This is a genomic window from Bradyrhizobium sp. PMVTL-01 (assembly GCF_051861855.1).
GTDB lineage: Bacteria > Pseudomonadota > Alphaproteobacteria > Rhizobiales > Xanthobacteraceae > Bradyrhizobium.
Window position 1 is genome coordinate 7,940,587 of record NZ_CP193982.1, and the last position, 20,479, is coordinate 7,961,065.

Sequence of the window (20,479 nt, forward strand, 5' to 3'; positions counted from 1 at the left end):
ATTCCACTCACCGCGCACGAGCGAGATGATCATCCTTGCTGGCCCCTTTCTTCCTCGTCTTGCCGGTGACGAAGTGGACACCGACATGTGCTCCATTGATCCAAACCAACTCGCATCGGCGAAATGCCAGCCCGGTGGAGGATAGAACGAGGAAGAACTCCTGAGCCTTGAGCGCGTCGGTAGAGCCCTCCACCTCGAGCTTGGCGCCCGTGTCCGAAATATCGAGCAGCGCGCAGCTTCGGCGCCACGTTCCATCCACGCCCATGATATTGACCAGGTGCTTATGTTCAAAGTGAACGCGGGCTGCCTTTCGATTGTTCCACCACATCGCACCCCCCGGAGTAACGGTACGTTCAAATGAGCAGTTCTCGATGGACATGCGCAGCTCGCTGCGCGCAGCCGCGATTAGCTGGCCATCCGTTCGGACTGGAGCTGCAACTGGCTCGTCGTCCGCTCGGCAATCGGCCGAGCGACAATCGGATGCAGGCGTTCGCGAGATCGGAAATGAAGATCGCTTGGCGCAGATACACTGTTGCGTGAATCTCTATTGAGATGAGCGAGGCCATGTGCGTCAGAATACTGAATGGAGAGCAGTGTGAGTGCCGTGGCCTAGCTGGGGATTGGCGAGGACGACTGAATTTCAGGACAGTAGACATATGGTTCTCAATAGGTTTGGGCTTCACGGCCAGAGGAGCAAAATGGATAACAACAAACCGACGGGACGCGCGGACTGGATCTCGCTGGTGAGCCCGGCTTCGACCAGGAGGAGTGCAGCTAAAACCGCACTGTAGAATGCCCCGTGTTCCCTGACATAATTCTCACGTAGTAGTTGTTAACGTTGTTCTAAGTCTCCTGGCAGTCCAGGGTGTTATGATACCAACTGACGCCAGAAAAATGAGATGGACGTTCGGCAGCACCGGGCCAAGCGCTAACGGCGAACACCTGGTTGGCCGCTTCGTCCACGACCGAGCTGCTCAGCGACGGGCCACTCGCGAGCAGCCGCCCAAGCGGGTGGACTACCTTTTGCGCTACACGCGAGACTTTCCGCTTGCCGTGGTCGAGGCTAAGGCCTGCTACAAATCCGCAATGGATGCCGTGCAACAGGCGCGCAGCTACGCAGAAATGCTCGATCTCAAGTACGCCTATGAAGGGTGGGACCCTGCCAACGCCCCCCTTTGGGTAGAGTTCTGCGAATTAGTGGGGACGGAGCCAGCCCTCCCTCTCCTGCGCCTGCTTTGTCAAAGTTATAAATCCCATGGACAAACAGGAACAGATAGCAACCAATCGTGTCCCACCACCGCCATCGGTGGGACAATACCTCGATTTTATGTTGCTGTTTCAGGTGCTTGCTTTTGGAATGGTGCCCAGGGAGGGAATCATACGCAGTCACCGACAGGAGGAACCGCTCTTTGTGCTCAGTATGATGGTCTGATGCGTGGGACCATGGCAGAGGTTGGCTACTCCCGACCCGCACTGGATCGCGGGGAGCCCCGCCTGGCTGGCGATGTGCTGCGATGATCAGGCGAGAGCCTTGAAATCGTATGAGATGCGTCCAGCAGGCAGGTAGAACAGAGCGATAACCGCGCCGGCCCTGACCTCGGGATGGTGCCTGCTGCCCGGATCGGGTGCCGTCCAGCCCGGTCCCTGCCATCCCTGTAATCCCTTCAACTCCGCCCCCTTGTTCAGGGGCACGACGAGGTTGAGCTCGCCATAGGGATGGCCGTGATAGCCGTGATACTGGCCGCGCAGCACGTCGTGGTCATCTTCGTCCTTGGAGCGGCGCGGATCAGCGCTGTTCACGTAGACAGCGGTGATGCTGAACTGGAAGGTCTCAGCTGTCGGCTCCAGAATGCGACTGCGCCGGTATTGGGCCGTCCACCTCCGGGTTTGCCGCCCCCCTCCTCGACCCCGATCTCGATCAGGCGGGCGAGATGGCGATGGAGCGCACTATCTTCCCCATATGTTGTGTTGAGCCAGCGCTCCATCTCCGCGCCGGGTGTCGCGTCCTTGACTTCCCGGAGAAACGGAATGCTACGCTGATGAGTTCTTCCCGGCTTCCCATGGTGATCTCCTCTTCGACTAAGTTTTACACTTCGAATCCCTGAAACGTGGCGAACGCATCAGTATCCGGCTCGTGGCATCAATGTTTCCCGTCCCTCGATCTTGGCCGACGGAAATGCAGTACACCAAGGAGGGATTAGTTCGGCCAAGCTGAGCCAAGGATGATCGAGCAGAAGTTCTGACGGACATAGTTCATGTCCTTCAGCGACAGGACGTCGGCCTTCACGTTTCCGAACGTCGTCAGCGGCTTCTTGATAATTCCGTTGGCGAAGTGATCGATGATGTTTTCCTTGAAATTCGGCTCGCGCGGATGATGAATGCAGACATGGTCGCGCTGTTCATGCGTGAAGTCGTGATAGGCGATGCCGAGCACGTCCATCTCCACACCAGCGGTCACCAGCGCGATGGTCGGGCGCATATGCTCGGGGATTCCGGGCGTGGTGTGGAGCGCGATGGCAGTCCAGACATCCTCGATGTCACGCTCGGGCACGCCGTAGCTTTTCATGAATTTGCGGGCGGCATTGGCGCCGTCGACCTCGAAGCGCAGATCGGGGCTCGAATATTTCTCGGTGAGGCCCATGTCGTGGAACATGGCGCCCAGGTAAAGCAGCTCCGGATCGTATTTCAGGCCGCGGCGGTCGCCCGTGAGCGCGCCCCACAGGAAGACACGGCGACTATGGTTGTAGAGCAGGTCGTCTTCGGTATCGCGCACGAGCTGCGTGGCTGCGCGCGCGATGGCGCTGTCGGGCACGCGAATGCCGGCGATGATTTCGGACATGGAGCAATCTCCTTGGCTGGATAACGGCTGGCTGCTTGTCCGGATTAGGCAACAGAGCTCTGCTCCGGACAACAAGCGGGAGGCTACGGATCAGGACAGCCGTACGTCGTTTCCTGACAAAGGGCCGCTCGGAGCTTCAGCGCAGTAGGAGCCCGCAGTTTCGTCCTCGGATAGCTCGCGAACTATTCCGGTTCTGCTCGCCGGAAGCTGGCGCGGTATTGGACAGGGGTCACGCCGAGACGGGTGCTGAAGACAATCCTCATCCGATCTGCAGATCCGAAGCCGCAATCGAAGGCAATGGCCTTCAGCGGTCGGTCGCTTGCTTCCAGCATCATGCGCGCGGCATCAATACGGGCGCGCTCGATGAATTCGTGCGGTGTGGTCCCGGTCACCTGCCTGAAATGCCGAGCCAGGTTCCGGGGGCTCATGCCGGCCACAGCGGCAAGCGACTCCAACGTGTGGCGATCCCCAATATTGGCCATGACATGGTCCTGGATGCGTGCGATTGGCGATTCCGGATCGGCAGGTGCCGTGAGATAGGGACTGAACTGCGATTGTCCGCCCTGGCGCTGGGCAACGACAACCAGCCGCTTGGCGACCTTGAGCGCCGTTTCCGCGCCGTGCCGCTGCCCGACGAGCGCCAAGCCCAAATCTATCCCCGCAGTCACACCAGCCGCGGTGATCAACCGTCCATCGCGGACATAGATCAGATCCGGTTCGACTTTTGCCTTCGGAAACCTTGCCGCCAGCGCCTGTGCATCCTGCCAATGGGTCGTGACTCGCCGATCGTCGAGGAGGCCGGCATAGCCGAGCACAAAAGCCCCTGTGCAGATCGATCCATAGACGCTGGAGCGCCACGGCAGCTCCTTGACCCACTGAAGCAGGCAGGGTTCGGGCTCCACTTTCGGTGGCGTCGGAGTGCCGGCCACCAGAACGATGTCGAAGCCGCCCGCCGCCTCCTCGAAGGTCAGGTCGGCGACCATGCGTATGCCGTTCGACGCGCGCAGCGGATTGCGGTGAGCAGCAACCAATACCGTTTCATAGCGGTCCGCGCTGCCGAGAAACGCGTTCGCCTCACTGAACACATCCATCGGCCCAGCCACGTCTAGCGCCTGGACCCCCTCACAGACGACGATTGCGACAGCTTGTACCGGCACCTCTCTGTCTCTCCAGTCTAGCGCCCCATTATGCAACTAGTTCCGGAGACTGCAAAAGTCTTGGCACGACCAGCGAAGCAACAACGAAACGTCTACCGGTTGGCTCGTTGGCGCAGCCGCCAACCAGTAGCCCCTGCAGCTGCTCAATTGAGCATCACGGCCACAGGCGAGCTCGTCGCGCAATCTTCGTGATCACGGCCCCTTGTCTGGCGTCGTCAAGGGCCCGTTCTTGGAATCGACGACGAAGATTGCCAGTAGGCTGGCAGGCTCCTTGTCGCTGGCGTTCTCGCTGATGGTGTGATGTGAGCCGGGCATTTCGTAAAACCCTTCGCCTGCGTGATAGACCTTGGCGGGGTCATTGCCGACTTGGCTGCGGATGGCCCCGGATAACACATAGGCGTAGATAAATGCCGAGGCTGCGTGGTGATGAGCCAGCGATTTGCCTCCGGGAGGATAGTTCACCGTCACAGCAACTATTTTCTTTCCTTCGACATTCGGGAGTGCGTGCTCGAACGCGACTTTCACCTCCTCCCGCTCCTGCGCGATCGCGGGTGAAGCTCCCAAGGCGATCGCTAACGCTATCAGCGGCACGAAGGCCGCTCGCATTGCTCTCCTCACTAGTTTTGCTGTCGTATCTCGAGGGTTTGACAGCGCGCCAATCCGATAGGAAAATCCACTGATCGACATCATAGCACTCCTCTTCTAACGAGCTCGCGCAAACTAGCTGGAACCAAGATGCAGGGCCGATGGCCGGCGGCGGGAAAACCGACGTGCAGGTCCCGCGCGAGGGCGGGTAAAAGCCCGGCGATCATGGACCCCTCGGTGCCGATGGCAGAAGCGCCGAGAGTTAGCCAGATGAGGGAGGCTAGCGAGCCGACGCCGGTAGCTTGCGCGCGATCGGGGGCGAGCTCCTGGAGCACAAGATAGGTTCTAGTCATGATTGTGAGCCTGGTGCTGGGAATCCGGGAAAGGAGAAGCCGCGATCAGGTCGCAGGCGTTGGGACTCTTGAACCCCGGCATGAAACGTTCGCAAACGGCGGCGTTGACGGTGCCATACGTGGTCGCTGGCTTGTGCGCAAAACCGGCGAAATACTCCTGAATGAAGCCTTCTTTGAAATTGGTGCGCGGGTACTTGGCGACGATTTCCTCGCGCAGCTCCGCGGGAAATTGCTCGAACCCCACTCCAATGACATCGAGAAGGACACCGGAATTGAGGAGCGCTACTTCAGGACCCATGTACTTCGGGATGCCGGGAGTGGTATGCAGCGCGATTGCTTCCCAGACGGTCTGCACCTGATCTTCAGCGATGTTGTGGGTGTTAAGAAACTGTCGGGCCGCATTTGCGCCATCGACCTCGAAGCGCTCGTCTGAGCTCGAGAACTTCTTGATCAGGCCGAGATCGTGAAATGCGGCAGCGACGTAAAGGAGTTCACGGTCGAAGCGCAGATTCCTCTGACGACCCTGCTCAGCCGCGAACAGGTAGACGCGGATCGAGTGATTGAAGAGCAGATCGGTGGAATGTTCGCGCAGGATGTCTGTCGCCTCTTTCGCGAGCAGGGAATCGGGAACGACGAGAGCATTGGAGAGATTTTGGGTTGTCATGGTTGCGTCCTTTCAAGAGTTACTGTGAGGCTTGGTTGTGCGTTGCGCGCGCAACTGCGAAATTGTGCTGATCAACTCGCTCCGACGTCGAGCACGATCTTTCCTTTCGGCTGAGGCCGCACGCGTTCCAGCATCAAATGAGCCTCGCGCGCATCCGCGAGGGGTAAGACTGCCCCTACCTTTGTTCGTAGTTTTCCACCATCGATGAAGCGAGCGATCTCTGTCAGGTATTGGCTCGTGACGTTGACCAGAAAGAAGGCGGCTTCAACACCGTAGCGCTTTGCAAGATCCTGATCCGGGCAGGACACTGCCGAGATCAGCTTGCCGCCGCGACGAAGGACCCGGAACGAGCGGCTTTGTGTTTCGCCGCCGACCAGATCAATCACAGCGTCCGCGTTCTGAACTTCTTCCTCGAAGCGCTGCGTCCGGTAGTCGATCACCGTGTTTGCGCCGAGGTTGCCCGCGACGGAAATATCGCCCATCGATGCGGTCGCCACGGTTTGCAAACCCGCGTGACGGGCCAGTTGAACTGCATAGGATCCGACATTGCCGGCCGCACCGTGAATGACCACCGTTTGACCCGCTTTGAGTTGGGCGTGATCAAACAACGCCTGCCATGCCGTCACGGCAACGACAGGAACGGACGCGGCTTCGAGATGGCTTAGCGAGCTTGGCTTGCTCGAGACCATTCCTGCGGAAGCCACAGCGTACTCGGCGTACGCACCGATAAACTGCGGATTCGTAACACCATAAACCTGATCTCCCACACGTAGTTCGGAAACGCCCGGCCCCATCGCGACGATTTCACCGGACAGATCCGAGCCCAAAGTGAGGGGAAGCGGTTGCGGCAAAGCGCTCTTGCCGGATCTGATCCAGCCGTCCCATGGGCCAACTCCAGCGGCCGCAACTTTGACCAGGACCTCGCCAGGACCTGGCTCGGGTCGCGGCAAGCGCTCGAACTTCATGACCTCTGGCGACCCAAACTCGTGCACGCGCCAGGCCATCATTGTTGAATGAGTTCGCTCTTCGTTTGCTTGAGGAACAATGCTGCTCGCGGTCATCACATCCTCCTTGCGCTCAGCGCGTCATGATTGCCGTCGACCGTTCGGGGCGATTGATGGGGACGGGCTTATCCGTATGTCGCAACGAGTCGTGCCCCGGACAACGAGCACGATCCCGCGGATCAGGACAGCCGTACGTCGTTTCCTGACAAGGCCCCTCCGAACGTTCCCGGAGCGGTTTCGCCGTCGGATGCGATCTAATCCGATTCCACCCAGCCGAAGCTGCCGCGATGTTGGACAAGGGTAGCGCCGGGGGGCTCACCCTCAGCTGGTCCCGATCCGAAGGCGTGATCGGAAGCTGCGGGCTTCAGCCGCCGGTCCCTTTTTCCAGCATCATACATGCGGCATCGAAGCGCGCGGCGGATCGGATGAGGGAGCCATCAATGCCGTTGGCAGTCTGCGCTGCGAAAGCATCAAGAGCGATAAGCATCTTCGGGAGGTGGTCAACCTCCCATCAAGGCGCACAACGACAGGATCGCCGAAACGTCGTATGGCCGGATGGAGAGTCAGCTGGAGCGCGACCGGATAACCGATGAGGACGATGCTTAGGGCGTCATCGCACTTTCGATTTCCGAATATCGAGTACCCTTATTCAGGAAACACTCACGATTTTTCCCATCGCGGCTTCGGATTACTGGTCAATTGCCGTCGTCTTGCGTGGAGACGGCAATGCGCAGCGTGGCGCCGCGGTCCGGCCTCTCACGCAATGACCTCCCACCAAATCGTAGTTCAGCGTGGAAAAGCGTGGAAATGGTGCCCAGGGGCGGAATCCCACTTACCCCGCAACCATCTGAAACGGCTTTAGAATTTCTGCGCGATTTTTCGACCATTCCAGCAGCCGTGCCGTCAGCATTGGTCGCTGTCTCTCCGCTACGCCGAACCCGCAAGGCTCGACTGTCGGATGGGCCGCCCGGGGCCCATCAACGGCCCGGTTCGCGGGGCCTTGGCCCGCGCCGGTGTGGCTGTATCATTGCCCAAGGCGCGGGGCCGGTCGGCCAACCGTCGCCGGACACCATCACCACCGCCGTCCGGCTTGCCCCGCGCTACCGGCATGCATGCAGGCGGTGGAGGGTGGCAGTCAGTGGCATATACTCCAGTTTGGGAGCCGCTTGCGGATGCGCTCAAGCGCGTCATGGCGACCGGCGTGAGCGAAGACGAGGCAAAGACTGATCTGTGCCGCGCAGTCGCTGATCGAAAGATCGATGTTAGGGTCAGGATCGCGGCGAGCGATTACGGCATGCGAGGCCGGACCTTTTCTGACGGCAACGTTGGTGTACCTGCGCATCTTGAGCCTCGGGACTTCGATTGGGTGCAGTCACGCCCATTAAAACCATGGTTGATTGGACCAAAGCGGGGCGAGCACTACGCGTGGGATTGGGAAAATCGGCCGCTCGATCTGATCGAGCTATCGACGGGTGAGGTGACGAAAATCCTTTGCACGGGTCACCCACCTCATCTCCGTCCACCGGACCGGCGCATCGAGGGCCGGCCCTCGCCGGCAGCAAGAAGCCTCGCAACGAGTCAGACCACCGCAAGGCCGACAAGAGCGCGGCCGGCGATCGAACGCGCGCAACGCATTATCAACGAGCTCTATCCAAACGGCGTGCCCGACCAGACCATCGTACCGAATACGACCCTCTGCCAGCAGGTTGGCGCGAAGCTCATGGAATATAAGCTGCCCGCTGTTTCAGACGACACGATCTTGAGAGCGGCGGGTCGCCGCAAATAACGCAAATACGGCATTGCGCTCATTGCTGTTGTTGCAGCGTGCAATCTAACACCCTTGCCCTATGGTCATCATCGGCCGCAAGCGGTCGCCGGGACGGCCGCAAATGGCGAGGGTTCACATGGATCAGTTACTTTATACAATTCCGGAATGTTGCCGGTTAGCCGCGATCGGACGGACCAAATTCTATGAGCTAATCGCCAAAGGCGAAATTCCAATTAGGAAAATCGGCAAGAAGTCGGTCGTGGCAGCTGCCGATCTCCGGCGCTGGGCTGCGCGGCTGCCAGTCATGGAAGCGACAAAAATCGGCCGAGGCGAGTCCGAGCGATGACCGCCCAAATCACCAATCGACACGAGCCATCCCAACGCCTGAGCATTCGAGAAATCTAGATCATGACCGCAGCCGCACCCACCATTGCGATCCGCACGCATCTCGATGCGTTCTTCGCCAAGATCGATCCGATGCGCGGCCGGTTGATCTTCGCGATCGACGCGACCGCCTCGCGGCAACCGACCTGGGACACGGCCGCCGGGTTGACGGCGCAGATGTTCGAAGCCGCGGCCGACATCGGGGGGCTCGACGTGCAACTCGTTTACTACCGTGGCCAAAGCGAATGCGTCACCTCGCGCTGGCTGTCGAATGCCAAATCGCTCAGCCGCATCATGTCCAGCGTGATTTGCCGCGCCGGGGAGACACAGATCAAGCGCGTGCTTGCGCATGCCAACAAAGAGAATCAGCGCAAGAAGATCGATGCGCTGATCCTGGTCTCTGACGCCTGCGAGGAAACTCCCGGCGATCTCTACACCGAAGCGCGCAAGCTAGGCGACGTGCCGGTCTTCCTGTTTCAGGAAGGCGATGACAAGCGAGTCGGCGAGATCTACAGCGAACTCGCCGGCATCACCGGCGGAGCCGTGGCGAAGTTCGACGCCAGGGCAGCCCAGCGGCTCGCGGATCTGCTGAAGGCCGTAGCTGCATTCGCCGCCGGGGGCGCCAAGGCGCTTGCTGCGCAGAACAGCGAGGCAGCGAGACTGCTGCTCACCCAGCTCGAGAAATAGAGGATGTGCCATGCTGGAGATCATCACGGCCGATGAACGCTTGCGGGAGCGCCGCGGCGCCAAGGTCCTGATTGTCGGCCCCACCGGCGTCGGCAAGACGTCGCTGCTGCGCACGCTGGATCCTGCACGCGTACTATTCATCGATATCGAGGCTGGTGATTTGGCCGTGCTCGACGTGCCGGTCGCGACCATCAGGCTCGACGACTGGCCGACCGCACGCAATCTCGCCTGTCGGATTGGTGGACCAAATAAGAGCTTCCCGCCGACAGCCTGCTATTCGCCGGCGCATTATGAGGCGGTTGGCGGCAAGCTGGAGCTCCTCGATCAGACCGACATCGTGTTTGTCGATTCGCTCACCGCAGTGTCCCGACTCTCCTATCGTTGGGCCGAGCAACAGCCGGAGGCATTCTCGGAGCGCACCGGCAAGAAGGACGTTCGCAGCACATATAGCCTGCACGCGCGGGAGATGATTCTCTGGCTCAATCAACTGCAGCACGCCCGTGCTAAGCATGTCGTCTTCGTCGGCATCCTCGAGCGCGTTGTCGATGACTTCAACGTGGCAACGTGGCAGTTGCAGACCGAGGGCAACAAGACCGGCCGGGAACTTCCCGGCATCGTAGACCAAATCATAACGATGCAGTTCATCGATCTGGGCGACGGCAAACCGCCGATGCGCGGCTTCGTTTGCACCGCGCCCAATACATGGAATTATCCTGCAAAGGACCGCTCCGGGAAACTCGAACCGATCGAAGAACCAGATCTCGGCAAATTATTCACCAAGCTCACGAACTTAAAAACAGGAGATCTAAAGCCATGTCCGAATACGACTTGAACGATGCCGACACGCAGCGCACGATTGACCTCATTCCGGCGAACACGATCGTCACGCTACAGATGAAGATCCGCTCTGGTGGTGCTGGTGATGGCTGGTTGGCCAAGGCCGCCGACGGCGCCAGTGAAGGGCTCGACTGTGAGTTCATGGTCGTCGAGGGAGAATATGCCAAGCGCAAACTCTGGCAGCGCTTCACTCTGCACGGCACGACACCAGGACACACGGAAGCCGGTGAGATCTCCCGCGCGAAGCTAAGGGCGATACTCGAATCGGCGCGCGGGATCCGGCCGGACGACAAAAGTGAAAGCGCACAGAAAGCCCGCACGGTGACCAGTTGGGGCGACTTCGATGGCGTGCGCTTTATCGCCCGCCTTGGTGTGCGACTGCCGCGCGATGGCTACGCAGCCAAGAACACGATTGCGGAAGTCATCACGTCAGAGCGCAAGGAATGGAAGCAGCCAGAGCAGATCCACGGCAAGACTTCTCCGACTGCGGCGCCAGCATCAGCCGCACAACCGGCTAGCGCAATTGCACGGCCGCAATGGGCGGGGTGATAGCCATGGGAGAGATCTCGAACCGTGAAGACGAATGGCAGCGGAAAGCGATTTCCGCGGCCATCGCCGAGGCGCGCAAGATCGTGCTCGGCAATAATCTCCTTATGCACACGCCGGCGGGCAGCCTCAGTGACTTGCAATGGGGCTGGATCCTTGCCGCCGCCCTGTTCGGCTGGATTACGACGCGCTGCGAGCAGGCGATCGCCGAAGAGCTCGATCAGCAACAGGCCGTGCGATCGTTCGAACGCTCACCATCGCCGGACGAGATTGCAGTGGCACGCGCGATCCTGCCGGCGCTGGCCGACCAGGCCGACATCGAGTGGTCACAGCCAGCGACGGCGTGGTCGAAGGACACCATGGCCAACTTCGTGCTGCTGGTACGGCAGCTGCTTGAGCAGGCTCAGTTCGCCCGCGATCGGCGGGTGGGTGGGATCCTGCGCAAATCAGACTTCAACGAGAAAACCGGCGATGCCATCCCTTTCTAAAGGCATCGCTATGTGCTGACGCTGCAGCCCCTGCCTGGCATCCGCGCGCGCCGCGCTGGTTGCTCAAGTGATTGCTGCGGCAACGTGGGCTGCGCTGTGTTGATCGACGTGAAGATAATCATGAGCGTCCTGGATTTCAATTGCTCGAATCTGTCGGACCGCCCGCTCAATCGGCTGATCAACCACCTGATCGAGGCCACCGAGCCGCCGAGCGAGAACTACCGGCATTATCTCGGCGCCAGTGCAATCGGTTCGGAGTGCTTGCGCAGGGTGCAGTACGATTGGATGTGTAATCCGGTATTCCCGGCGCGCATCCAGGATATCTTCGCCCGCGGGCACTTCTTCGAAGAAGTCACGCGCCAGCACCTGGTCGCCGCGGGGTTCAAATTCGCGCCAGCTGATCGCCTCGAATTTGTGGCCGCCGACGGCCTGTTTCGGGGCCATGCCGACGGCATCATCATTAGCGGACCCGAGCTGCCGAATCTCCAATATCCTTGTGTGTGGGAGCATAAATGCCTGAAGGCGAAGAGTTGGCGCGCGATCGAGCGCGACGGTCTGGTCGGGCTCTACGAGATCTACGCGGCGCAAGTCTCGATCTATCAAGCTTATTTGGATTGTACCAACCCAGCACTATTCAGCGTCGTCAACGCCGACACCTGTGAACGCCTGCATATTCTGGTGCCGTTCAACGCGCAACTAGCACAGATGATGAGCGACCGTGCGGTCATGATCATCGTGGCGACGCGCGCCGGCGAGTTATTGCCGCGGATCACCGAGGATGCGGACAGCTGGCGTTGTCGCATGTGCCAACACCGCGAACGTTGCTGGAGACAACGATGACTGCAGTGCTGAACGAGACAATCGCAAAGCGGATCGCGGCAGTCTTTCGCCGACTCGGCTCCGACTTTGATGGTGAGGTGGTGGCTGCGGCAGCCGCGCTGAAACGCATACTCACGTCTGAAGGACTGTCGATTAACGATCTCGCTATAGTCCTTGAGAACTGCAACGGCGAAATTGAGGAGCGGAAATATTCCGATAGAGACGCCGAGATCATATTCGCCCGTGGCGTTGATAAGGGGCGCGCCGAACAGCTGCGCGCGCAACAAGCACCACCGGAATTTTACGATAGCGATGGGGAGCCGCGCTGGAACAAAATTGCACTGTTCTGCCAGCGCAATCATGCACGCTTGCGGAACGAGTGGGAGCGCGCCTTCATCGATGACATGGCCGGCATGACGTTGTTGCGCGAGCCGAGCACGGAGCAGGCCAAGTATCTGCTCGCCATCTTCGTCAGACTAGGCGGGCACTATGACCCCTAAGCCATGCATTGAGGAGACCGGGAGGAATGATCAGGAGACACAATAATGATGGCAACAGTTTCAAAGCCACGGACCTTTCATTCCGATCTTGCGAATCTGCCAGCGGCCTTGCTGCCACTCACCAAGTTGAAGCGCTGGGTGGTATGGAAATGGCAAGAGCGACAGGATCAAACCGGCAAGGTTAAATGGACCAAGCCGCCATTCCAGGCGCGTCATCCAAATAGCAAAGCCAAATCCAACGATCCCAGCACCTGGGGCAGCTACGAAGATGCGACGCTAGCCTTTGCCCATGGGCAGTGTGATGGCATCGGCTTCATGCTGAAGGACAGCGAGCTTGGCGCCATCGATCTCGATCACATCCGCGACTGTGCCACTGGCGAACTGCTGCGGTGGGCGGAAGACGTGTTTGTCGAGGCCGCCACTGCGGGCTGCTATCTGGAGTGGACAGTGTCCGGCGCCGGCGCGCGGATCATCGGAATCGCCCCCGGGCCAACAGCGCCGCGACGGCGCCGGTGAAGCCGAGCACCAGCGACGCGCAGGCTCCATGCTTCCCACCCCGGCGAGTCCCACGAGCCACTCCTTCACTACCGGCTTCCTTGCCGACTGGAGACGGCATGGCGAGCAGGCGCTGCGCCAACTTTGCGAAGAGCACCCGGCAGCCTATCTGCGGCTCGTCGCTAGCCTCGTCGCGAGCCAGAGGCGCGATTAGGGTAATCCGGAGAGGGCGAATAGCCGTTCCGGATTGAGCGCGCTGACAGTGTCAGCCTGATAGTAACGATCGATTGCCACTCCACTCAGCAAACGCCCTCGCCTGTCCCGTTTTCGACCCCTTCACCGCAGTGGCTCGCCGCCAGCCTTAAAAGTATCATGCCGCCGAGCGTGCCGCCAACCTGCTGGGAGCAACGTTGAGCAGGCGCGCCACGGCGCTCTGCGCCTCACCGGCATCGATCAGCTTGATCGCCTGCCGCTGTTGATGCTTGGTCAGCTTCGACGGTCGACCGAACTTAACGCCCGCTTCTCGCGCGCCGTATGCCAACGTCGGTGCGCGCCTTGATCAAGCTGCGCTCGAACTCAGCCAGTCCGCCCAAAACAGTCAGCATCAACTTGCCGTGCGGCGTGGCGGTTTCGATGGCGACGTGGTCAATCGAGAAATTTGCGAGGAATTTCGACGAGCCGGTCCCGGTCCCACCTGCGGCGGCATAAAGCCGAGATCTTGGCCGTTCTGTCCCATCCGGTTGCCTTCTCAGCAGCGCATGAACCACAGGTCCGCGAGACCAGGCTGCTAGGGCGGCTTCGGAAGCTGTGAGGCAACGGCTGAGTATCGAACGCTTTATTGCTGTTACTACGACCGAAGGGGCGAGGTGTGCCGCCACATGTCTCGCCCGAGCTTCGATCCGCCTCTCCACCCTTCCATCGGTAGTTGTTCGCCCTATAGGTCAGGCGTTCTGTCATTCTCGTTCTGAGCCGGACCGTCTCCTCTTGCCCGCGGCTGTAATGTACAAGGATAGCTCGCGTATCGCACGCGGCATTGCGTTTGCATTTCTCAGGAGGTTTGAATGAGATCCTTTGCGCGATTGAGATACATTCCCACATTCATTGTGCTGCTATTTCCTCTTTCCGTAGCGCTTGCGCAAACTCCGGCGGCGAATCCCAAGGAAGCGGGCTTTGCAATCGAAGGCGTAGCGCGCATCGACGCCTACCTAAAGAACGAAGTCGAGACTAGCAAAATTGCTGGCGCGATCCTGATGATCCAGCGCAAGGGAGAGACTGCTTACTTTAACAGTTTTGGCGTTCGTGATCCCGCTACGAAGGAGCCGATGACGCCCAACACGATTTTCCGCATCTATTCGATGTCGAAACCCATTACAACCGTGGCAGCTATGATGCTCGTCGAGGAGGGCAAGCTGCAGCTCGACGAACCGGTATCGAAGTATATTCCCTCCTTTGCCAATCTGAAGGTCGGCGTGGAGACAAAGAGCGAGGCTGGCACGACCCTCGAGTTGGTCCCCGCCAAGAAGCAGATCACCATTCAGGACCTGATGCGCCACACCTCCGGCCTGACCTACGGCTTCTTTGGTGAAGGCATGGTCAAGAAGACCTATGTGGAAGCCAAGCTGTTCGAAGGCGACTTCGACAACGCAGAGTTTGCAGAGCGGATCGCGAAGCTACCACTCGCCTATCAGCCCGGAACCACATGGGACTATAGTCATTCCACCGACATCCTCGGCCGGGTAGTGGAAGTGATCTCAGGCAAATCGCTCTATCAGTTCGAAAAGGAGCGCCTGCTCGATCCATTGGGAATGAAAGACACGAGCTTTTACGTAACAGACCCGGCCAAGAAGTCGCTGGTCGCCGAACCTCTTCCAACCGACAAGAAGATTGGCGCTTCCGACATGTTTGATCCGCGCACCCCCATGAAGTGGGAGCCCGGCGGGCAGGGAATGCTGTCGACCGTCGGAGACTACGCCCGTTTCACCCAGATGCTGCTCAACGGCGGCAACCTGGATGGCAAGCGATATCTTAGTCCGAGGACGATCGCCTACATGGCCTCCAACCATATCGGGCCGGGCACTGGTGTTACTCCCGGTCCCTATTACCTGCCGGGTCCGGGTTATGGCTTTGGCTTGGGGTTCGCCGTTCGGACCGAACCCGGCGCGAGCGCAGTTGAAGGATCCGTTGGCGAAATGAACTGGGGAGGCGCTGGCGGCACTTACTTCTGGATTGATCCGAAGGAAAACATGTTCGTTGTGTTCATGGCGCAGGCGCCGTCCCAGCGCATGAGAATTCGGAACGCGCTGAAAAATCTCGTGTATGGCGCGTTTGAGAAGTGAGCCTCGCGTCGAACCGCCGCACAGGCGGCGGTTCGCTTTTGTTTAGAAGAGCCCGGCTTGCCACGTTGGCATTGACAAGGGGCGGTTCCTGTTTTGGCAAACCTACGGATTCCACGCGCTGACTGAATAGCGTTGTAAGGAGCCATGCTGCGGCAGCAGCTGCTATCTCAGGCGAGACGCACCCGCGGCCGCCGCGCTTAGCGTTCTCGCGGCGGGCGAACCCAACCTTCCGCCACCGCCACGCGGCGGGTGCGGTGATGCAGACCGACTATGCCGGCCCGCCGGTGGAGGTGACCGATCCGCAAACCGGCGAGATCCGTCAGGCGCAGATATTTGTCGCGGTGCTCGGGGCCTCGTCGCTGACCTTCGCTATGGCGAGCTTCGGTCAGCGACTGCCAGATTGGATCGAAGGCCAGACCCGGGCCCTGTCGTACTTCGGCGGAGTCCCCAAGGCGATCGTCTGCGACAATCTGAAGGCCGGGGTCGTCAAGGCGTTATGGTTCGAGCCGACGCTCAACCAAACCTTTGCCGCCATGGCCGAGCACTACGACACGACGATTTTGCCGACCCGCAGCCGCAAGCCGCGCGACAAGGGCAAGGTTGAAGGCGCGGTGCTAATTGTTGAGCGCTGGATTCTGGCACGGCTGCGCCATCGGCGGTTCTTCAACCTGACCGATCTCAATGCCGCGATCGGCGGTTTGCTGGAGGAGCTGAACAATCGGCCGATGCGGCATATCGGCAAATCCCGTCGGCAGCTGTTCGAGGAGATCGAGCGCGAGGCGCTGGCGCCGCTGCCGAGCGAACCATTCGAATACGCCGAGTGGAAAACCGCGAAGGTCCATCCCGATTATCACGTCGAAGTCGACAAGACCTTTTACTCGGTGCCGCACCGACTGATCGGCCGTCGGGTGGACGTCCGGCTCACGTATCGAGCCGTCGAGATCTTCCAGGATCACACGCGTGTCGCCAGCCATGTGCGCCGCTCTCAGCGCAGCGGCCATGTCACCGTGAACGAGCACATGCCCAAGGCCCATCAGCGTTACGCCAATATGACACCGGCGAGTTTGATCAAGATGGCAGCGCGGGTCGGCGTCAACGCCGCCACCCTGGTCGAGCGGATGATGGAGCGCCCGCATCCCGAGCAGGGTTATCGCTCCGCCATGGGGATCATCGCCCTGGCGCGGCGCTACGAGCGCAACCGGCTGGAAGCGGCCTGTGAGAGGGCGCTCGCCATCAACGCGATCAATTACTCCTCCGTGAGCGCCATCCTCAAATCCGGGCTGGACCGCGCGAGCCCTGCCGCCGAGCCCATCAAAGCCACGCCCTCCCACGCCAACATCCGTGGCGGCGCCTATTATCAATGAAGGAAAGGAATGCTCTTAGCTCCCTTCAACGACCAATTGGATCCCGATTGGTCCTAACGCTCTGGAAATGCTAAACTATTGAGCTGAGAGCGGGGCGATTTGCTCCCGTTTGCTGTTAACGCATTACAGTTGCGGTGGAGGCCACCGTGAGAATTGATCGAGCCTTGCAAATCGCAAGTCGGGCCCGCGTCAGGCGATATGCTTTGCCGCCGGGGACTGGCGCGACGACGCCGACATCGCCGTCATCCGAGCGTGATGCGCGTGGTCGTTTCTTGCAGGGCCATGTCGGTGTGAGCCCTGGTCGGCCCCGGCGCGACGAGCTGCGAGAGATGTACATGGACGATCTCTTCCATTCCTGGCGCTACGGCGGTCGCGCGGCGATCCGGCAACTCATCAAGCAGCACCCGGCCACGTATTTGCGCATCATGATCAACGTGGTCGGCAAGCTGCCCAAGCCGAGCGACTGAGATGGACGCGCCACCGAACGAACTGCTTGACGCGCGCATCGCCAAACGGAAGCGGCAGAACGTACAGCGAGTACTGCGTTGTCGGAAGCGCAAGCAGGCTGGCACCCACTGTGTGCGCATCGAGGTCACGGATTGGGCCGAGACGCTCGACGCGTTCGTCCGGATCGGCGTGCTCGCGGCTGAGCAGCGCAACGACGATAAGGCGATAGAGGCTGCCATCGCGGCTTTATGCCGGCGGGGATATCGCGCCATCAAAGCCGAACGAGAGACGAATCGAGATGACAATCGATCGGGCAATGCTGTCGCCTCCTGCTAGGCGCTCCCAAGCTTCCTTACGGGATTGGTCTGCATCTATCTCGGTCACGTCGCCGCGATAAGGGCCATACCTCCCCTAAAGTACCCCCGCCGTCTTTGGAACGGGGTGCACCACCTTTACCACCACCATTCCCCGCACCATTCCCCGTCTGCTCTTAGCTCCCTTCAACGACCAATTGGATCCCGATTGGTCCTAACGCTCTGGAAATGCTAAACTATCGAGCTGAGAGCGGGGCGATTTGCTCCCGTTTCCATGTTAACGCATTACAGTTGCGGTGGAGGCCACCGTGAGAATTGATCCAGCGTTGCAGATCGCAAGTCGGGCCCGCGTCAGGCGATATGCTTTGCCGCCGGGGACTTATGCGTCGACGCCAACATCGCCGTCATCCGAGCGTGATGCGCGTGGTCGTTTCTTGCACGGCCATGTCGGTGTGAGCCCTGGTCGCCCCCCGCGCGATGAGCTGCGGGAGATGTACATCGATGATCTCTTCCATTCCTGGCGCTACGGTGGGCGCGCGGCGACGGCGGCCATGCCGGGGATCAACATCGCATCACGAGATTCACTAATGAGGACTTTCGTTCGGTTTCGCCCACTACGCTTTGTTTTTGCAATCCTTGTCGTGGCTGGTCCCGCTGCCGCCGATGACGACGCGACGCGTTGCTCCCGCGAGGCTGGCGACGTCGCCATCGCTGCCTGCACGCGTGCAATCAACTCGGGCGCGGGACAACCTTCAATAAATTACAACAACCGAGGCTTAGCCTATCGGAGAAAAGGCGAGAATGATCGTGCGATTGCTGACTACACCGAGGCGCTAAGGCTAAATCCCAAATATGCGATTGCGTACAACAACCGGGGTTTAGCGTTCAGCGAAAAAGGCGAGAATGATCGGGCCATTGCCGACTACAACGAGGCGCTACGGCTAGATCCCAAATATGCGATTGCGTACAACAACCGAGGTTTAGCCTATTGGAGAAAAGGCGAGAATGATCGGGCCATTGCCGACTACAACGAGGCGCTACGGCTAAATCCCAAGTATGCGGTTGCGTACTCCAGCCGAGGCTTAGCCTACAGCGAAAAAGGTGAGAATGACCGTGCGATTGCCGACGAGACTGAGGCGTTACGGCTCGATCCGAAGCTTACGGTGGCGTACAACAACCGAGGCTTAGCCTATTGGAGAAAAGGCGAGAATGACCGTGCAATTGCCGACGAGACTGAGGCGTTACGGCTCGATCCGAAGCTTGCGTCTGCGTACAACAACCGAGGCTTAGCCTACAGCAAAAAAGGCGAAAACGACCTTGCGATCGCCGACTACACGGAGGCGCTACGGCTAGATCCCAAGCGTGCGGTTGCGTACTTCAACCGAGGCTTAGCCTACAGCGAAAAAGGCGACAGTGACCGTGCGATCGCCGAGTACAACGAGGCGCTACGGCTAGATCCCAAGTACGCGGTTGCCTACGTCAATCGTGGGCTGGCTTACGAGAAACTTGCAGATTTCGCTAGAGCGCGGGCTGACTTCAGCACTGCGCTTGGATTGTCACAAAATGCCACTGAAAGGGTGCTGAACCAGGCGCGGGAACGCCTTGCCGCATTGCCTTCGGCCGCAACGGCATCCAACCTTGCTACAGCAATCATTTCTTCCACCGCCGTGAATAATGACCACCGTGTCGCACTTGTTATAGGGAACTCAATCTACGAAAACGTGGCCGCACTACCCAACCCAGCGCGCGACGCAAACTTAGTCGCCGACGCTTTGAAACGCACCGGCTTTCAAACGGTAACTTTGTTGACCAATCTTCGAAAAGACGCCTTGGTTAGTGCCTTGCGCGCTTTTGCGGCCCTTGCAGAAACAGCGGATTGGGCGGTCGTGTATTATGCCGGACATGGCATGGAAGTTGGCGGCGTCAACTATCTTATTCCGACCGACGCCAAAATTGCCGCGGATCGCGATGTTGGATTTGAAGCCGTACCGCTTGAACAAGTTTTGAATGCAGCGGAACGCGCCAAAAAACTGCGCCTCGTAGTTCTAGATGCCTGCCGCGACAACCCATTCGCCAGCCAAATGAAGCGAACGCTAACTGTTGCGTCGCGTTCGGTATCGCAAGGTCTCGCCGCTGTTGAGCCGGAGCCGGGAACATTAGTGGTTTATGCCGCCAAGGATGGCGAGACTGCGCTTGACGGTGATGGAATTAACAGCCCGTTCGCGACCGCGTTCGTCAAAAATCTTCCAACGCCCGGCCTCGAAGTCCGCAGGCTATTCGATTTTGTTCGCGACGATGTCATGGAGGCGACCGGTCGCAAGCAAAAGCCCTTCAGCTACGGCTCGATCTCCGGAAGGCAGGACTTTTATTTCGTGGCAACCGACGCTCAGACGAGAGTTGTCGAGCGTACCGCACTGAGCGATGTGAGAACGTCCGTCTTTACCTACTATAGCCTTACGCCAGATTGTAATCAGAGTGGCGCTATTACCGTGCGAGTTCTGAAACAACCCTCGCAAGGAACGCTGGAAATTGCACGTGATCGTGGTTTTACAAGCTACCCTGCGGACAATATCCGGGCCAAATGCAACACGCAGGAAGTTGAGCTCACACGAGTATGGTATAAATCAAACGCCGATTTCAAAGGGCGTGATCAGGCTCAATTGGAAGCCTTTTTCACCAGCGGAAGCTCGATAAAGACCACACTTGAGATTACGGTGAAGTGAAGTCAGTTGGCGCGATAGCTGCTTTGGAATGCGCCTGTCGTGTCAGTGCTGGTCGGGCGCCGTAATAGATCGACCTCCTCTAGTCGGCCCTACCCCTGCCGTTACATAGACACGCATACATCAAGGAGCAAATTGTATGACCCGATCGATACCCAAGCTGGCCTGACGA

21 protein-coding genes and 2 pseudogenes are annotated in these 20,479 nt (G+C 59.4%); 14 read left to right on the top strand and 9 right to left on the bottom strand.

Going from position 1 to position 20,479, the window contains the following annotated elements; genetic code table 11:
• Nucleotides 1-7: 7 nt before the first annotated feature.
• From ACRQ5Q_RS38270 to ACRQ5Q_RS38300, 7 genes and pseudogenes are all read right to left on the bottom strand, one after another.
• The gene (locus tag ACRQ5Q_RS38270) at nt 8-328 is read right to left on the bottom strand and encodes a PilZ domain-containing protein (RefSeq protein ID WP_439375732.1); all 321 of its coding nucleotides are present in this window, start codon (nt 326-328) and stop codon (nt 8-10) included.
• 1,190 nt (nt 329-1,518) lie between these two features.
• Nucleotides 1,519-2,062: pseudogene (locus tag ACRQ5Q_RS38275) on the bottom strand (4-hydroxylaminobenzoate lyase).
• A 135-nt stretch (nt 2,063-2,197) separates the two neighbouring features.
• The gene (locus ACRQ5Q_RS38280) at nt 2,198-2,839 is read right to left on the bottom strand and encodes an HD domain-containing protein (protein ID WP_439371455.1); all 642 of its coding nucleotides are present in this window, start codon (nt 2,837-2,839) and stop codon (nt 2,198-2,200) included.
• A 182-nt stretch (nt 2,840-3,021) separates the two neighbouring features.
• Complete coding sequence (locus tag ACRQ5Q_RS38285) at nt 3,022-3,996, bottom strand: GlxA family transcriptional regulator (RefSeq protein WP_439371456.1); 975 nt, start codon at nt 3,994-3,996, stop codon at nt 3,022-3,024.
• Between the two features lie 192 nt (nt 3,997-4,188).
• Nucleotides 4,189-4,602, bottom strand: a complete 414-nt coding sequence (locus ACRQ5Q_RS38290; RefSeq protein ID WP_439375733.1) for a cupin domain-containing protein — start codon at nt 4,600-4,602, stop codon at nt 4,189-4,191.
• 324 nt (nt 4,603-4,926) lie between these two features.
• Nucleotides 4,927-5,598, bottom strand: a complete 672-nt coding sequence (locus ACRQ5Q_RS38295; protein ID WP_439371457.1) for an HD domain-containing protein — start codon at nt 5,596-5,598, stop codon at nt 4,927-4,929.
• 71 nt (nt 5,599-5,669) lie between these two features.
• A complete protein-coding gene (locus tag ACRQ5Q_RS38300) occupies nt 5,670-6,659 on the bottom strand; it encodes an NADP-dependent oxidoreductase (RefSeq protein WP_439371458.1) in 990 nt (329 codons plus the stop codon).
• Between the two features lie 1,132 nt (nt 6,660-7,791).
• Here ACRQ5Q_RS38300 and ACRQ5Q_RS38305 point away from each other — a divergent pair.
• The 9 genes from ACRQ5Q_RS38305 to ACRQ5Q_RS38345 all read left to right on the top strand — a co-directional run bounded on the left by ACRQ5Q_RS38305 (nt 7,792) and on the right by ACRQ5Q_RS38345 (nt 13,147).
• Complete coding sequence (locus ACRQ5Q_RS38305; protein ID WP_439394959.1) at nt 7,792-8,388, top strand: hypothetical protein; 597 nt, start codon at nt 7,792-7,794, stop codon at nt 8,386-8,388.
• 118 nt (nt 8,389-8,506) lie between these two features.
• Entirely contained in the window at nt 8,507-8,716 is a 210-nt protein-coding gene (locus ACRQ5Q_RS38310; protein ID WP_439394960.1) for a helix-turn-helix domain-containing protein, read from the top strand.
• 62 nt (nt 8,717-8,778) lie between these two features.
• A complete protein-coding gene (locus ACRQ5Q_RS38315) occupies nt 8,779-9,441 on the top strand; it encodes a VWA domain-containing protein (RefSeq protein WP_439394962.1) in 663 nt (220 codons plus the stop codon).
• 10 nt (nt 9,442-9,451) lie between these two features.
• Nucleotides 9,452-10,273: an ATP-binding protein gene (locus ACRQ5Q_RS38320; RefSeq protein WP_439394964.1), complete on the top strand. Its 822-nt coding sequence runs from the start codon at nt 9,452-9,454 to the stop codon at nt 10,271-10,273.
• On the top strand, nt 10,255-10,827 hold the full coding sequence (locus tag ACRQ5Q_RS38325) for a hypothetical protein (RefSeq protein WP_439394965.1): 573 nt from the start codon (nt 10,255-10,257) through the stop codon (nt 10,825-10,827). The genes ACRQ5Q_RS38320 and ACRQ5Q_RS38325 overlap by 19 nt, the downstream gene beginning before the upstream one ends.
• A gap of 5 nt (nt 10,828-10,832) precedes the next feature.
• Complete coding sequence (locus ACRQ5Q_RS38330) at nt 10,833-11,312, top strand: hypothetical protein (protein ID WP_439394967.1); 480 nt, start codon at nt 10,833-10,835, stop codon at nt 11,310-11,312.
• 12 nt (nt 11,313-11,324) lie between these two features.
• Entirely contained in the window at nt 11,325-12,152 is an 828-nt protein-coding gene (locus tag ACRQ5Q_RS38335) for a hypothetical protein (protein ID WP_439394969.1), read from the top strand.
• Nucleotides 12,149-12,631, top strand: a complete 483-nt coding sequence (locus ACRQ5Q_RS38340) for a hypothetical protein (protein ID WP_439394970.1) — start codon at nt 12,149-12,151, stop codon at nt 12,629-12,631. Before ACRQ5Q_RS38335 ends, ACRQ5Q_RS38340 begins: the two co-directional genes overlap by 4 nt.
• A gap of 45 nt (nt 12,632-12,676) precedes the next feature.
• Nucleotides 12,677-13,147, top strand: a complete 471-nt coding sequence (locus ACRQ5Q_RS38345) for a hypothetical protein (RefSeq protein WP_439394972.1) — start codon at nt 12,677-12,679, stop codon at nt 13,145-13,147.
• A gap of 349 nt (nt 13,148-13,496) precedes the next feature.
• Here ACRQ5Q_RS38345 and ACRQ5Q_RS38350 read toward each other — a convergent pair whose 3' ends face one another.
• Both ACRQ5Q_RS38350 and ACRQ5Q_RS38355 read right to left on the bottom strand, forming a co-directional pair.
• Nucleotides 13,497-13,667 carry a helix-turn-helix domain-containing protein gene (locus ACRQ5Q_RS38350; RefSeq protein ID WP_439394974.1) on the bottom strand — a complete coding sequence of 57 codons (171 nt, stop codon included), beginning with the start codon at nt 13,665-13,667 and terminating at the stop codon, nt 13,497-13,499.
• Nucleotides 13,636-13,731, bottom strand: coding sequence for a recombinase family protein (locus tag ACRQ5Q_RS38355; protein ID WP_439399942.1), 96 nt, complete (start codon nt 13,729-13,731; stop codon nt 13,636-13,638). Before ACRQ5Q_RS38355 ends, ACRQ5Q_RS38350 begins: the two co-directional genes overlap by 32 nt.
• 456 nt (nt 13,732-14,187) lie before the next feature.
• On the opposite strand from ACRQ5Q_RS38355, the gene ACRQ5Q_RS38360 reads away from it, so the two are divergent.
• From ACRQ5Q_RS38360 to ACRQ5Q_RS38380, 5 genes and pseudogenes are all read left to right on the top strand, one after another.
• Complete coding sequence (locus tag ACRQ5Q_RS38360) at nt 14,188-15,462, top strand: serine hydrolase domain-containing protein (RefSeq protein WP_439394976.1); 1,275 nt, start codon at nt 14,188-14,190, stop codon at nt 15,460-15,462.
• Nucleotides 15,463-15,689: 227 nt separating this feature from the next.
• A pseudogene (gene istA, locus ACRQ5Q_RS38365) lies at nt 15,690-16,826 on the top strand (IS21 family transposase); the annotation flags it as partial.
• Nucleotides 16,827-17,161: 335 nt separating this feature from the next.
• Complete coding sequence (locus ACRQ5Q_RS38370) at nt 17,162-17,293, top strand: hypothetical protein (RefSeq protein WP_439394978.1); 132 nt, start codon at nt 17,162-17,164, stop codon at nt 17,291-17,293.
• A gap of 1 nt (nt 17,294) precedes the next feature.
• Nucleotides 17,295-17,609 carry a hypothetical protein gene (locus tag ACRQ5Q_RS38375; protein ID WP_439394980.1) on the top strand — a complete coding sequence of 105 codons (315 nt, stop codon included), beginning with the start codon at nt 17,295-17,297 and terminating at the stop codon, nt 17,607-17,609.
• A gap of 286 nt (nt 17,610-17,895) precedes the next feature.
• Nucleotides 17,896-20,310: a tetratricopeptide repeat protein gene (locus tag ACRQ5Q_RS38380; protein ID WP_439394981.1), complete on the top strand. Its 2,415-nt coding sequence runs from the start codon at nt 17,896-17,898 to the stop codon at nt 20,308-20,310.
• Nucleotides 20,311-20,479: the final 169 nt, after the last annotated feature.

Excerpts from the sequence above, each read along its gene's own strand:
- ACRQ5Q_RS38315 (WP_439394962.1), top strand. The coding sequence starts at position 8,779 with ATGACCGCAGCCGCACCCACCATTGCGATCCGCACGCATCTCGATGCG.
- ACRQ5Q_RS38310 (WP_439394960.1), top strand. The coding sequence starts at position 8,507 with ATGGATCAGTTACTTTATACAATTCCGGAATGTTGCCGGTTAGCCGCG.
- ACRQ5Q_RS38305 (WP_439394959.1), top strand. The coding sequence starts at position 7,792 with ATGGCGACCGGCGTGAGCGAAGACGAGGCAAAGACTGATCTGTGCCGC.
- ACRQ5Q_RS38330 (WP_439394967.1), top strand. The coding sequence starts at position 10,833 with ATGGGAGAGATCTCGAACCGTGAAGACGAATGGCAGCGGAAAGCGATT.
- ACRQ5Q_RS38375 (WP_439394980.1), top strand. The coding sequence starts at position 17,295 with ATGGACGCGCCACCGAACGAACTGCTTGACGCGCGCATCGCCAAACGG.
- ACRQ5Q_RS38300 (WP_439371458.1), bottom strand. The coding sequence starts at position 6,659 with ATGACCGCGAGCAGCATTGTTCCTCAAGCAAACGAAGAGCGAACTCAT.
- ACRQ5Q_RS38370 (WP_439394978.1), top strand. The coding sequence starts at position 17,162 with ATGGACGATCTCTTCCATTCCTGGCGCTACGGCGGTCGCGCGGCGATC.
- ACRQ5Q_RS38340 (WP_439394970.1), top strand. The coding sequence starts at position 12,149 with ATGACTGCAGTGCTGAACGAGACAATCGCAAAGCGGATCGCGGCAGTC.
- ACRQ5Q_RS38355 (WP_439399942.1), bottom strand. The coding sequence starts at position 13,731 with ATGCTGACTGTTTTGGGCGGACTGGCTGAGTTCGAGCGCAGCTTGATC.
- ACRQ5Q_RS38320 (WP_439394964.1), top strand. The coding sequence starts at position 9,452 with ATGCTGGAGATCATCACGGCCGATGAACGCTTGCGGGAGCGCCGCGGC.
- ACRQ5Q_RS38360 (WP_439394976.1), top strand. The coding sequence starts at position 14,188 with ATGAGATCCTTTGCGCGATTGAGATACATTCCCACATTCATTGTGCTG.
- ACRQ5Q_RS38345 (WP_439394972.1), top strand. The coding sequence starts at position 12,677 with ATGATGGCAACAGTTTCAAAGCCACGGACCTTTCATTCCGATCTTGCG.
- ACRQ5Q_RS38295 (WP_439371457.1), bottom strand. The coding sequence starts at position 5,598 with ATGACAACCCAAAATCTCTCCAATGCTCTCGTCGTTCCCGATTCCCTG.
- ACRQ5Q_RS38280 (WP_439371455.1), bottom strand. The coding sequence starts at position 2,839 with ATGTCCGAAATCATCGCCGGCATTCGCGTGCCCGACAGCGCCATCGCG.
- ACRQ5Q_RS38270 (WP_439375732.1), bottom strand. The coding sequence starts at position 328 with ATGTGGTGGAACAATCGAAAGGCAGCCCGCGTTCACTTTGAACATAAG.
- ACRQ5Q_RS38290 (WP_439375733.1), bottom strand. The coding sequence starts at position 4,602 with ATGCGAGCGGCCTTCGTGCCGCTGATAGCGTTAGCGATCGCCTTGGGA.
- ACRQ5Q_RS38325 (WP_439394965.1), top strand. The coding sequence starts at position 10,255 with ATGTCCGAATACGACTTGAACGATGCCGACACGCAGCGCACGATTGAC.